At 39.1% G+C, this 12,413-nt stretch carries 13 protein-coding genes; all 13 read left to right on the plus strand.

Annotated features, from left to right (window positions below):
- The first annotated feature begins 34 nt into the window (after window positions 1-34).
- The 13 genes from pyrH (at window position 35) to rnhB (ending at window position 12,412) form a co-directional block, all read left to right on the plus strand.
- On the plus strand, window positions 35-757 hold the full coding sequence (gene pyrH, locus AADH04_RS10105; protein ID WP_434777151.1) for a UMP kinase: 723 nt from the start codon (window positions 35-37) through the stop codon (window positions 755-757).
- 63 nt (window positions 758-820) lie between these two features.
- Entirely contained in the window at window positions 821-1,378 is a 558-nt protein-coding gene (gene frr, locus AADH04_RS10110) for a ribosome recycling factor (RefSeq protein WP_434777152.1), read from the plus strand.
- Window positions 1,379-1,393: 15 nt separating this feature from the next.
- Entirely contained in the window at window positions 1,394-2,143 is a 750-nt protein-coding gene (locus AADH04_RS10115; RefSeq protein ID WP_434777153.1) for an isoprenyl transferase, read from the plus strand.
- Window positions 2,144-2,146: 3 nt separating this feature from the next.
- The gene (locus AADH04_RS10120; protein ID WP_434777154.1) at window positions 2,147-3,001 is read left to right on the plus strand and encodes a phosphatidate cytidylyltransferase; all 855 of its coding nucleotides are present in this window, start codon (window positions 2,147-2,149) and stop codon (window positions 2,999-3,001) included.
- Window positions 2,998-4,188, plus strand: a complete 1,191-nt coding sequence (gene ispC, locus AADH04_RS10125) for a 1-deoxy-D-xylulose-5-phosphate reductoisomerase (RefSeq protein WP_434777155.1) — start codon at window positions 2,998-3,000, stop codon at window positions 4,186-4,188. Before AADH04_RS10120 ends, ispC begins: the two co-directional genes overlap by 4 nt.
- A 13-nt stretch (window positions 4,189-4,201) precedes the next feature.
- Entirely contained in the window at window positions 4,202-5,539 is a 1,338-nt protein-coding gene (rseP, locus tag AADH04_RS10130; RefSeq protein ID WP_434779832.1) for an RIP metalloprotease RseP, read from the plus strand.
- 6 nt (window positions 5,540-5,545) lie between these two features.
- Window positions 5,546-7,861, plus strand: coding sequence for an outer membrane protein assembly factor BamA (gene bamA, locus AADH04_RS10135; protein ID WP_434777156.1), 2,316 nt, complete (start codon window positions 5,546-5,548; stop codon window positions 7,859-7,861).
- 12 nt (window positions 7,862-7,873) lie between these two features.
- Complete coding sequence (locus AADH04_RS10140) at window positions 7,874-8,368, plus strand: OmpH family outer membrane protein (protein ID WP_434777157.1); 495 nt, start codon at window positions 7,874-7,876, stop codon at window positions 8,366-8,368.
- 13 nt (window positions 8,369-8,381) lie between these two features.
- Window positions 8,382-9,431 carry a UDP-3-O-(3-hydroxymyristoyl)glucosamine N-acyltransferase gene (lpxD, locus tag AADH04_RS10145; RefSeq protein WP_434777158.1) on the plus strand — a complete coding sequence of 350 codons (1,050 nt, stop codon included), beginning with the start codon at window positions 8,382-8,384 and terminating at the stop codon, window positions 9,429-9,431.
- Window positions 9,428-9,883, plus strand: coding sequence for a 3-hydroxyacyl-ACP dehydratase FabZ (fabZ, locus tag AADH04_RS10150; protein WP_434777159.1), 456 nt, complete (start codon window positions 9,428-9,430; stop codon window positions 9,881-9,883). Before lpxD ends, fabZ begins: the two co-directional genes overlap by 4 nt.
- 2 nt (window positions 9,884-9,885) lie before the next feature.
- Complete coding sequence (lpxA, locus tag AADH04_RS10155; protein ID WP_434779833.1) at window positions 9,886-10,662, plus strand: acyl-ACP--UDP-N-acetylglucosamine O-acyltransferase; 777 nt, start codon at window positions 9,886-9,888, stop codon at window positions 10,660-10,662.
- Window positions 10,662-11,831 carry a lipid-A-disaccharide synthase gene (gene lpxB, locus AADH04_RS10160; RefSeq protein WP_434777160.1) on the plus strand — a complete coding sequence of 390 codons (1,170 nt, stop codon included), beginning with the start codon at window positions 10,662-10,664 and terminating at the stop codon, window positions 11,829-11,831. Before lpxA ends, lpxB begins: the two co-directional genes overlap by 1 nt.
- Window positions 11,828-12,412: a ribonuclease HII gene (rnhB, locus tag AADH04_RS10165; protein WP_434777161.1), complete on the plus strand. Its 585-nt coding sequence runs from the start codon at window positions 11,828-11,830 to the stop codon at window positions 12,410-12,412. Before lpxB ends, rnhB begins: the two co-directional genes overlap by 4 nt.
- The last annotated feature ends 1 nt before the right edge of the window (window position 12,413 follow it).

Genomic DNA, 12,413 nt, shown 5'->3' on the forward strand with positions numbered 1-12,413 from the left:
TTTGGTTTAGGTTCAACATAAAAAGGAAAGCAAGATGACTTACGCTGGAGCGAAATACTCAAGAGTGTTATTAAAATTATCAGGTGAAGCACTGATGGGTGATGACCCATTTGGGATTAATCGGCACACCATTATGCAAATTGTTGGACAAATAAAAAATGTTGTTGATTTAGGTGTTGAGGTTGCCATTGTTGTTGGTGGTGGGAATATTTTTCGCGGTGTCGCGCCTGCTGCACAAGGAATGGATCGGGCAACTGCCGACTATATGGGGATGTTGGCCACGGTGATGAATGCATTGGCTTTAAAAGATGCGTTAGAAAGTGTTCATGTGACCACCCGTGTGCAATCGGCATTGAGTATGCAGCAAGTAACAGAAACCTATACCCGTGGTAAAGCGATTCAGTATTTAGAAGAAAAAAAAGTGGTTATTTTTGCAGCAGGAACAGGTAACCCATTTTTTACGACTGATACAGCCGCTGCTCTGCGTGGTGCAGAAATGAATTGTGATATTATGTTAAAGGCAACTAAGGTAGATGGTGTCTATACGGATGATCCAGAAAAAAATCCTAATGCCACTCGTTATCAAACATTGACCTTTGATGAGGCCATTAATAAAAATTTAAAAGTAATGGACACAACAGCATTTGCTTTATGCCGAGAGCAAAATTTAAATATTAAAGTGTTCAGTATTTTTAAAGAAGCCGCGTTAACACGAGTAGTGCTTGGCGAAGATGAGGGTACGCTGGTACACTGTTAAGTTTTATAGTTAATAAAAGAGGATATATCCATATATAATAGGGTATAAAAAGGAAGAATCGATATGATAAGTGAAATCAAAAAAAATGCTGAGCATAAAATGCAAAAATCATTGGAAGCATTGAAAACAGATTTGGCAAAAGTGCGTACAGGGCGTGCTCATTCTGGCTTATTGGATCATATTCAAGTTGAGTATTATGGCTCGATGGTGCCTGTTAATCAAGTCGCTAATGTGAGTTTGTTAGATGCACGTACCATTAGTGTACAGCCATTTGAAAAAACAATGGTTGCCAAAATTGAAAAAGCCATTCGTGATTCAGATTTGGGATTAAACCCAGCTTCAGTAGGGGAGTTGATTCGTGTCCCTATGCCGATGTTGACAGAGGAGCGTCGTAAAGATTTAATTAAAATTGTACGCGCAGAAGCTGAAAATGGTCGGGTTGCCATTCGTAATATACGACGTGATGCCAACAATGAGTTTAAAAATTTACTCAAAGATAAGGAAGTTTCAGAAGACGATGCACGAAAAGGTGAAGAAGATGTGCAAAAGCTAACTGATAAATATATTGCAGAAGCCGATAAGATGTTGGCTAATAAAGAACAGGATTTAATGGCTATTTAAGCCTAGGGGAAAACATTGTTTGTCAGTACAACTCAAACGGTATTAGAGGCTCGTGATATTCCTCGTCATATCGCTATTATTATGGATGGTAATGGACGTTGGGCAAAAAAACGGTTTTTGCCCAGAGTGGTTGGTCATAAAAAAGGGTTTGATGTTGTTAAAGATACCGTTAAAAGGTGTTCCGATTTAGGGGTTGAATACTTAACTTTATTTGCCTTTTCAACGGAAAACTGGCGCAGGCCTCAAGAGGAGGTCAGCTTCTTAATGAGTATGTTTTTACAAGCATTGCAAAAAGAAGTTTCCCGATTACACGAAAATAATTTACGTTTAAAGGTCATTGGTGCTAGAGAACGATTTTCTTCAGAAATAGTAGATTGTATAGAGCAAGCTGAGGCACTAACTGCACAAAATACGGGTTTAACCTTAACGATTGCCGCTGATTATGGTGGTCGTTTTGATATTTTACAGGCAGTTAACCAACTTATTGCTCAAGGTGTGCAAGAAGTGACGGAAGAAAGCTTAAGTTCGGCACTTTATGCGCATTATGCACCAGAGCCAGATTTATTTATTCGTACCGGTGGTGAAATACGAATCAGCAATTTTTTATTATGGCAGTTGGCTTATTCTGAATTATATTTCACCGATTTATTGTGGCCTGACTTTGAAGAAGAAGCGTTACATGATGCTATTCGTTCTTATAAACGTCGAGAAAGACGTTTTGGCCGTACCTCCGAACAACTACCAACAGAAAAGCAGCGATCTTAAGTTATGTTATTGCCTCGAATATTAACCGCATTGGTTTTACTTCCCTTAATGTTGGGCATGCTTTTTTTTGCTAATGCACCAGTTTGGGCTATTTTTGTAGGGTTAATTGCCTTAATTGGTTTATGGGAATACAGTCGTTTAGTGGGGATGCCTAAGCCAATGTGGGTCACCTATATTGCGATGAGCGCTGCGGTGGGTTTCATTGTGTACCGTTATGGTGTTCGGTTTGGTGTGGTTGAGCAAATTGTTGTGGTGATTTTTTGGGGAGCTGTGGTTCCTTTATGGTTAAAATTCAAATGGCGTTTAAAACCAGGCTTTAGTGGTATTTTGGTTGGTTGGGTATTGTTTTTTCCTTTTTGGTTGGTTTTGGTGCAACAAAGAGCCGCTGTTGACTTTAGTCATGGTGAGCTTATTTTTACAGACAATACCAAATCGTTACTGGCTATGATGGTATTAGTATGGATTGCTGATATCGGTGCTTATGTTTTTGGACGTTTATTTGGTAAGCGCAAATTGGCCATTAATATCAGCCCAGGTAAAAGCTGGGAAGGTGCTATTGGTGGTTTTCTTTGTGTCTTAGCTTATGTTTATTTTATTCAATATATAGGATGGTGGAGTTTCGTTATTCCTGTTATTCCTGAACCATTTTCGTGGGCTTTGTTTGCATTAGTGTTTACAGCAATCAGTGTAGAGGGCGATTTGTTTGAGAGTTGGTTAAAACGCTCTGCTGGGATTAAGGACAGTAGCCATTTGTTGCCAGGGCATGGTGGTGTCTTTGACCGGGTTGATGCAATGGTTTCTGTTCTAAGTGTTTACGCTGCAATGCTTGCTTTTTTAACCATGTGGACATTTTCATGAGCCAAAACATTACAATATTAGGTTCAACTGGCAGTATTGGTAAAAGCACTTTAGCTTTGGTTCAAGCATATCCAGAAAAATATCAAGTTTTTGCTTTAACGGGTCATCAACAAATTGATGTTCTTTATGAACAATGTGTTCAGTATCAACCGAAATATGCTGTTATGGCAACGGCTGCTTTGGCACAAACTCTACAGCAACGGCTCAAAAGCGTAAATTGCTCAACAGATGTTTTATATGGAGAGCAGGCTTTATGCGATGTAGCGTCTGCTTCTGAAGTGGATATGGTTATGGCAGCCATTGTTGGTGCTGCTGGATTAAAGCCTACATGGGCGGCTGTTTTGCAAGGTAAACGAATTTTATTGGCAAATAAAGAAACCTTGGTTGTTGCAGGTTCGCTTTTTATGCAAATGGCGCAAAACAAAGGGGCAACGATTTTACCTGTTGATAGTGAGCACAATGCTATTTTTCAATCACTACCCAAACACTTTTCTAAAGGTTTACACCAATGTGGTGTTGAATCCATTATACTGACTGCGTCAGGGGGACCGTTTTTACATAAACCTCAACATGAAATGAATTTCATTACGCCAGAGCAAGCTGTTGCTCATCCAAATTGGCGTATGGGGCAAAAAATTTCAGTCGATTCGGCCACAATGATGAATAAAGGTTTAGAAGTGATTGAAGCGCACTGGCTTTTTGGTGCCAAAGCCAACCAAATAGAAGTTATTATTCACCCTCAAAGTGTGATTCACAGTATGGTTCGTTATATTGATGGTTCTGTTTTGGCTCAATTGGGCACACCTGATATGAAAACGCCCATTGCTTACTGTATGGCTTATCCAGAAAGAATAGACAGTCAGGTTGAAAAGTTGGATTTTAAAAAACTATCAGAATTAACATTTATTGAACCAGATTTAGAGCGTTTTGCCTGTTTAAAATTGGCATTTCACGCGCTTGATCAAGCAGAAGATGCGCCTTGTATTTTGAATGCGGCCAATGAAGTCGCCGTTGCTGCATTTTTAGAAAAACGAATAGCATTTACAGACATCGCACATATTGTGGCTTCTTCTTTAGACTATATTGATTATAAAGCAAGTGGTAGTATAGAAGCTTTATTGGAAAAAGATCAGCAAACTCGTGCCTTTGCTCAGGCACAATTAAAGGATTATAAGTATGTTAGCTAGTTTGCTTAACTTATTGATTACCGTAGTTGCATTTGTAACGGCTCTATTAATATTGGTGTCTTTACATGAGTTAGGGCATTTTTGGGTCGCCAGATTATGCGGGATAAAAGTATTACGTTTTAGTATCGGTTTTGGTAAACCTTTTTGGTCTAGAAAAAAAGGGGATACAGAATGGGCTTTGGCACCTATCCCTCTGGGTGGTTATGTCAAAATGGTTGACACCAGAGAGGGCGAAGTTTCAGAAGAAGATCTACCCTATGCATTTGACCAACAACACCCATTAAAAAAAATTGCTGTGGTCGTGGCTGGCCCTTTAGCCAATTTGATTTTAGCGGTTTTATTGTATGCCTTTAGTTTTACGATGGGAGTTACAGAGCTTAAACCAATTGTGGGAATGGTTTTGCCTGATAGTATTGCTGCTCGGGCAAATTTTCAGGCAGGGGACACGATTGAAACAGTCAATGGTAAAATGGTCAAAGATTGGGCAGATGCCAATACAGCTTTATTGTTTTCAATGAATGACCAATCACCCGTGATTCAGGTAAAAAGGGCGGCAGGAGACACAGAACAGTTACGTATTAATATTCAATCTGAGAAAGAGGCAATTGATTTATTGCCAAAAACCAATAATATAGGTATTGTGCCTTTTCGGATTAATACTGAAATACAGAGGGTTCTGCCTGACAGTGCTGCAGATAGAGCAGGTTTGCAAAAAGATGATGTGCTTATTGCTGTTGATCAAAAGCCTATTGCTGATTGGTTTACATGGGCAAATCTAATCAGACAAAGCCCTGGAAAAGAATTGTCCTTGACTTTTCAAAGAGCAGGGCAAGAGAAAACAATTTCTATTCGTCCAGAAAGTAGGAAAGAAAATGGGCAATTAATGGGGATTGTGGGCATTGAACCTAAAATGGATCAAGCATGGGATAAAAAAGTTCGATATACTTATCAGCCAACTATTGTTCAAGCTTTTGATTTGGCTGTTTCAAAAACATGGGGTTTTGCCAAATTAACCGTTGAGTTTTTTGGTAAAATGTTGACAGGAAAAGCCTCCTTGGAATATGTTTCAGGGCCGCTTGCCATTGCTGATATTGCAGGTAAAAGCATACAAATAAGTTTTTCAGCATATATTGAATTTTTGGCTCTTGTCAGCATCAGCTTAGGTGTGTTGAATTTATTGCCTATTCCAGTATTAGATGGTGGGCATTTGGTGTATTACACAATAGAATGGATTCGTGGTAAACCTTTAAGCCTGTATGTGCAAGAAATGGGTTTACGTTTTGGACTTATGATTATGTTTGGGTTGATGTTATTGGCCTTTTTTAATGATTTTTCCCGTTATTTTGGATAACAAAATATGAAATTAAAGTTAGTTACGGCGGCGCTTTTAGGTTTGTCATTGTCTTCTGTGGCGTTTGCCGAAGGTGATTTCACCATTAAAGATATTCGAGTTGAAGGATTACAAAGAACAGAGCCAGGAACGGTATTTAACTATCTGCCTATAAAAGTAGGCGATTCCTTTTCATCAGATAAAGCACGTGAATCTATTAAATCTTTATTTGCAACAGGTTTTTTTGATGATGTACGTGTTGAAACAGAGGGCAATGACGTCATTATCTCTGTTGTGGAACGTCCGATTTTGACAGAGTTAAATATCAGTGGTGCCAAAGAGCTTAAAAATGATCAGGTGAAAAAGAGCTTAGAGGCTTCTGGTTTAGCACCTTCAAGACCATTTGATCAGGCATTATTAAGTAATGCGATTGTGTCATTAAAGCAAGAGTATGTGAATCGTGGTAAATATGCTGCTGAGATTACACCAACAGTCACAAAGTTAGAGCGTAATCGTGTCGCTGTAAGCTTAGCCATTACTGAAGGCAAAAGTGCGAAGATTAAAAAAATTGATATTATTGGTAATAGTGTATTTTCTGACCGTAGAATTTTAAAAGAAATGTCTTTGACAACAGGTGGGATGTTCACTTGGATTTCTGGTAGCAATCAATATTCGAAGCAAAAATTATCGGCTGATTTGGAGAAAATTAAAGCTTTATACCAAAATAATGGTTATTTGGAATTTAATTTAGATTCAACACAGGTAGAGCTAAGCCCAGATAAGGCAGATATTTATTTAAATATCAATGTCACAGAAGGTCGAAAATTCAAAATTGGTCAAACCAAATTTATTGGCGATTTAAAAGAAGTGCCTCAGCAGGACTTGGATAAATTGCTGACTGTCAAAGAAGGTGACGTATTTAATCGTTCAAAACTGGCTGATAATGTGACAGCCATTCAAGGTCGTTTTGGTAATGATGGTTATGCCATGGCTAATATCAATGTGATTCCTGATATTAATGAAGAAACAGCTGTAGCGGATTTTACTTTTGCTGTTGATCCAGGCCCTAAAGTATATGTCAATAAAATCAATATTTCTGGTAACAATAAAACCCGTGATGAAGTGATTCGTCGAGAGCTTCGTCAAGTAGAGGGTTCTGTTTATGATATGAGTAAAATTCAGCGTTCTAAAGAACGTATTGAATTATTAGGTTATTTTGATAATGTCACTGTAGAGTCCCCTAATGTGCCAAATACAAATGATCAGGTTGATCTAAATGTCAATGTGGCTGAACGCAATACCGGTACAGCAAATGTGGGTATTGGTTATGTTCAAGGTGAGGGTGTTCAGTTTACTGGCAGTATTTCTCAGTCTAATATTTTCGGTTCTGGTAAAGCGGTTTCTTTATCTGCTTCAACGGGGGATGCGAATAAGCATGCTTCATTGTCCTTTACCGATCCATATTTTACAGTGGATGGTGTCAGCGTTGGGTATGATGCTTATTGGCGTGTGTATGATCCAAATAATATTGATACCAGTCGTTATAAAACAGATACTCTAGGGGTCGCAGCAAGATTAGGTGTTCCCATTACTGAATATGACCGAATTAACTTTAGTTTAGGGGCAGAACGTACCAAAGTTACTTTATATGATAATAGCCCATTTCGTTATGTTGATTTTGTGAATCGTTATGGTGCCTCTAATACGACTTTTATTGGTACGATTGGTTGGGGTAGAGACAAACGTGACAGTGCTTTATGGCCAACTCGTGGTTATATCATGAGAGCGAATGCCGAAGCAGGGCTGCCAGGTGGGGATATTCAGTATTACCGTCTAACGCATCAACAAACGTGGTTTTTCCCTTTAAGTCAGAGTTTTACTTTGATGGTCAATGGGGAAATTGGTTATGCTGATGGATACAGTAAAACATCAGAGTTACCATTCTTCCAAAACTTCTATTTAGGTGGTATTGGTTCTGTGCGTGGTTATGAGAACAGCAGTTTAGGGCCTAAGGATACAGATGACGAGTATTTAGGTGGTAGTCGCAAAGTTGTGGGTAATGTGGAGCTATTATTCCCTATGCCTGGGTTGAAAGATACACGTTCTGTTCGTATGAGCCTTTTTGCTGATGCGGGTAGCTTGTGGGATAAAAATAAAAAATGGAATTATGGCTCAACAACAGAAGATGGTGGGTTTAAAGACGAGTTGCGTTATTCTGTTGGTTTAGGATTGACATGGTTATCTCCCATGGGGCCTTTGAAATTTAGTTATGCACAACCGATTAATAAAAAAGATCAGGATAAAGTTCAGCGCTTCCAGTTCCAGATGGGGGCAACTTTTTAAGAGGTATTTATCATGAGTATCAGACTTCATGCTGTTTTAATGATTTGTATTATGGGTATGAGTACACATACTTTTGCAGATGAGTTACTAAAATTTGGTTTTGTGAATACGGAAAGAGTGTATCGGGAATCAAAAACTGCACAAACTGTACAAAAGCGACTGGAAAAGGAGTTTGCTACTAAGCGTGATGTTCTGAAAAAATTGGAATCTGAAGGCGTTTCTTTGCAAAAAGAATTGTCTAAATCAAATATTTCTGCATCTGATCGTTTGCGTTTAGAAAGAGAACTAGCCGCACTGGATCGTAATTATAGAGCCGCTTCAGAAGAGCTGGCTCAGGACTTTACTTTAAGACGAAATGAAGAGTTTGCGGCAATACAAGAAAGAGCCAACCGTCTGATCAAGGAAATGGCAGAAAAAGGTGACTTCGATTTAATTTTACAAGATGCTGTATATGTCAAACCCAAATTTGACTTAACAGGGCAGTTGATTAAAGCGTTAGATAATTAAGGCAGGCTCAGAGATGGTTTATAAATTAAGCACGATTGTTGGCCAGATTGGTGGGCTTTTAGAAGGCGAGGATAAAGAGGTTATTGGGATTGCTTCTTTATCGACTGCCCAAGAAAACCAGATTAGTTTTTTATCCAGCAGCAAATATAGAAAACAATTGGCTTCTTGTCAGGCTGGCACTTTAATTGTTACTGAGCGTATGGCTAAATTACTCAAAGGTAATTTCAGTTTTATTATTACAGATGATCCATATTTGTACTTTGCTAAGTTGGCTCAGTTTTTTTTACCAAAAGAAGAGCTCAGAGCCTATAAACATCCTAGTGCAGTGATTGGCCAAAATACTCATATTCCAGATAGTTGTAGAATAGATGCTAATGTAGTGATAGGGGATCATGTACAGCTAGGAGAGTTTTGCCATATTGGGGCAGGGTGTGTGATCGCAGATAATGTCGTTATTGGTCAAAATAGTGTTTTCTTCCCAAATGTAACGGTTTATGAAGGTGTTCGTTTTGGCGAGCATGTCCGTATTCATGCGGGTTGTGTGATTGGATCAGATGGTTTTGGGCTTGCTTGGGATAAGGAAAATGATCAATGGTTTAAAATACCCCAAACAGGCAGTGTACGAATTGGAGATTACGTGGAAGTTGGCGCCAACTCTACGATTGATCGTGGTGCATTAGACGATACCATCATTGAAAATGACGCTAAAATTGATAATCTGGTACAAGTCGGACATAATGTTTACATAGGTAAATCAACAGCTGTTGCCGGTTGCGTGGGTATTGCTGGTAGTACCCATATTGGCTCTCATTGTCTTATCGGCGGTGCCGTTATGTTTTCTGGTCACATTGAGATTGAAGACCATACACAAATTGGTGGTGGTACTGCTGTGGCCAAATCACTCTCTTCTGATCACTATGCTTCATTTTTCCCATTGATGAAGCATAAAGAATGGGTAAAAAATGCGATTCATTTGCGTCATTTAAGTGATATGGCAGATAAAATTAAACAGTTAGAACATAAAGTAGAACAAATGAATCAAGATTCGGAGGATGTGAAGTGAATATTGAATTACCCTTACAGGCAAAAGATATTTTAAAATTATTGCCTCATCGTTTTCCTTTTATTTTATTGGATAGAGTAACAGAGTTTGAGTCCGAAACACGATTGAAAGCCATTAAAAACGTTACCTTGAATGAACCTTTTTTTCAAGGCCATTTCCCCTCTTTACCTGTTATGCCAGGTGTATTGATTATCGAGGCAATGGCTCAAGCTGCTGGCACTTTGTCGATTTTAAGTTTTGGTGGAAGAAACCCGAATGAAATTTACTTTTTTGTGGGTATCGATAATGCACGTTTTAAGCGACAAGTGATACCAGGGGATCAATTGGTATTTGAAATTACACAGCTTAGTGCTAAACGAGGCATCGCTAAGTATAAGGCTGTTGCCACTGTTGATGGTGAGGTGGCAGCTGAGGCTGAAGTTATGTGTGCCAAGCGAGAAGTAGAGGTTTAATTGTGGCAGATATTCACCCAACCGCATTAGTGGATGAACAAGCAGAAATTGCAACGGATGTTAGCATAGGGGCGTATACCGTCATTGGTCCACATGTCAAAATTGGTTCTGGTACCAAAATTGGCCCACATGTTGTGATTGATGGTCATACAACTATTGGGGAACAAAATGAGATTTTTCAATTTTGTTCCCTAGGCGCGGTTCCTCAAGACAAAAAATATCGTGATGAACCTACGGAATTAATCATCGGTAATCATAATACCATTCGAGAATTCTGTAGCTTTAATTTAGGTACTGTTCAAGGTGGTGGGGTCACTCGTATTGGCGATGATAATTGGATTATGGCTTATGTTCATTTAGCCCATGATTGTAAAATTGGTAATCATACTATTTTTGCTAATAATGCTTCTTTAGCAGGCCACGTGACCATAGAAGATTGGGTTATTTTAGGTGGCTTTTCATTGGTTCATCAGTTTTGTGTTATTGGTCAACATGCTATGACTGCTTTTGCCAGTGGCGTGGCACAAGATGTGCCGCCATTTGTGATGGCCGCTGGATATCGCACAGTGCCTTCTGGTATTAACTCAGAAGGCTTAAAGCGTAGAGGGTTTTCTAAAGAAGCTATTGCTCAGGTGAAACAAGCATATAAAATATTATATCGTCAAGGTTTGCCTTTTGAAGAGGCTAAAGCACAGATTCTTGAACGGGCACAAACGGTACCAGAACTGTCACCGTTTATTGACTTTTTTGGTAAAGCCAATAGAGGCATCATTCGTTAATGTCTGTTTCATTTTCCCAGAATGCCCCTTTAAAAATAGGTATTGTCGTAGGTGAGGCTTCAGGTGACTTACTGGGTGCTCACCTGATGAAGGCCATTTTAGCGAAAGAGCCTAAGGCTGAGTTTATTGGTATTGGTGGGGCTCAAATGAATGCTTTAGGTTTTAAAAGTATTTATCCCCAAGAAAAATTAGCTGTGCGTGGCTTGGTTGAAGTATTAAGGAGGTTGCCAGAACTTTTAAGAATCAGAAAAGGAGTCTTTCAAACGTTATCTCATTTACAACCTAATGTTTTTATTGGTATTGATGCGCCAGATTTTAATTTAACTTTAGAGTCTTGGTTTAAAAAAGCAGGTATTCCAACGATTCATTATGTTAGTCCATCTGTATGGGCATGGCGTGCTGAACGAGTGAAAAAAATCGTGAAACAGGTTGATGAGGTTTTATGTTTGTTTCCTATGGAGCCTGATCTATATAGGCAAGAAGGGGGGCAGGCAACTTTTGTCGGGCATCCTTTGGCTCAAATGATTCCGTTACAACCTGACCGAGTGTCTTTACGTAACCAATTGCAATTACCACAAAATGATCCAGTTTTTACGTTAATGCCAGGTAGTCGAGTCAGTGAAATTGATTATATGGCACCTATATTCATTAAAACAGCTAAGTTACTGTTACAAGAGTATCCTTTAGCACATTTTTTGGTGCCATTAGCAACGGTTGCATCACTTCAACGCTTCAAATATCATCTAAACAAAGAAAATGCAGAAGGTTTGCCTTTAAGAATTTTAAATGGGCATGCCCAAATGGCTATTGTTGCCAGCGATATTGTGTTGGTAACCAGTGGCACAGCTACTTTAGAAGTGGCTTTGTGTAAGCGTCCTATGGTAATCAGCTATAGAGTGTCTAATTTAACTTATTTATGGGTAAAACGTAAAATCAAATCCGCTTTTGTTGGGTTACCTAATATTTTATTGAGAAAAGCGGCAGTGCCAGAGTTGCTGCAAAAGGATGCAACACCAACTAAATTGGCTCAGGCGATGAGCGAATGGTATCAAAATAAGCCTAAGCAAATGGCCATACAAGAGGATTTCTTAAGACTACATGAGTCACTCAAACAGGATACGGATCAATTGGCTGCTGAAGTGGTGTTTAGAGAGGCTAAGTACAAATGATGCAAATAGCGGGCGTGGATGAAGCCGGTAGAGGCCCTTTAGTTGGGAGTGTTTTTGCTGCCGCTGTGATTTTACCTGGGCAATATGATTTGCCTTTTCTAACAGACTCAAAAAAATTAACTGAGAAAAAACGTGATCAGTTGGCAATAATGATTAAAGAACAAGCATTGGATTATGCTATTGCCAGTGCTGATGTGGCGGAAATTGCGCAATTAAATATTTTACATGCCACTATGTTGGCGATGAAACGAGCCATTTTAGGGCTAAAAATGACCGTTGATGAAGTGTTGATTGATGGAAACAGAGTACCGGCTCAATTACCTGTTGCGGCAAGAGCGATTGTGAAGGGGGACTTGAGCGAGCCAGCTATTTCTGCGGCTTCTATTTTGGCAAAAACAGCGCGAGACGCACAGATGTATGCTTTACATGAAGTCCATCCAGAGTATGGTTTTGCCCGTCATAAGGGTTATGGGACAGCAGAACATTTGGCTGCTTTACAGAAATTTGGTGTCTTAGCAGAACATCGAGTAGGTTTTTCACCAATTAAACAAATGGTTGCCATAGAAAACCAAAAAGGGTAAT

The organism is Neisseria sp. Ec49-e6-T10 (genome assembly GCF_051132615.1).
In the GTDB taxonomy this organism is placed as follows: domain Bacteria; phylum Pseudomonadota; class Gammaproteobacteria; order Burkholderiales; family Neisseriaceae.

Excerpts from the sequence above, each read along its gene's own strand:
- lpxD (WP_434777158.1), top strand. The coding sequence starts at position 8,382 with ATGGTTTATAAATTAAGCACGATTGTTGGCCAGATTGGTGGGCTTTTA.
- pyrH (WP_434777151.1), top strand. The coding sequence starts at position 35 with ATGACTTACGCTGGAGCGAAATACTCAAGAGTGTTATTAAAATTATCA.
- rnhB (WP_434777161.1), top strand. The coding sequence starts at position 11,828 with ATGATGCAAATAGCGGGCGTGGATGAAGCCGGTAGAGGCCCTTTAGTT.
- ispC (WP_434777155.1), top strand. The coding sequence starts at position 2,998 with ATGAGCCAAAACATTACAATATTAGGTTCAACTGGCAGTATTGGTAAA.
- AADH04_RS10140 (WP_434777157.1), top strand. The coding sequence starts at position 7,874 with ATGAGTATCAGACTTCATGCTGTTTTAATGATTTGTATTATGGGTATG.
- AADH04_RS10120 (WP_434777154.1), top strand. The coding sequence starts at position 2,147 with ATGTTATTGCCTCGAATATTAACCGCATTGGTTTTACTTCCCTTAATG.
- frr (WP_434777152.1), top strand. The coding sequence starts at position 821 with ATGATAAGTGAAATCAAAAAAAATGCTGAGCATAAAATGCAAAAATCA.
- bamA (WP_434777156.1), top strand. The coding sequence starts at position 5,546 with ATGAAATTAAAGTTAGTTACGGCGGCGCTTTTAGGTTTGTCATTGTCT.
- lpxB (WP_434777160.1), top strand. The coding sequence starts at position 10,662 with ATGTCTGTTTCATTTTCCCAGAATGCCCCTTTAAAAATAGGTATTGTC.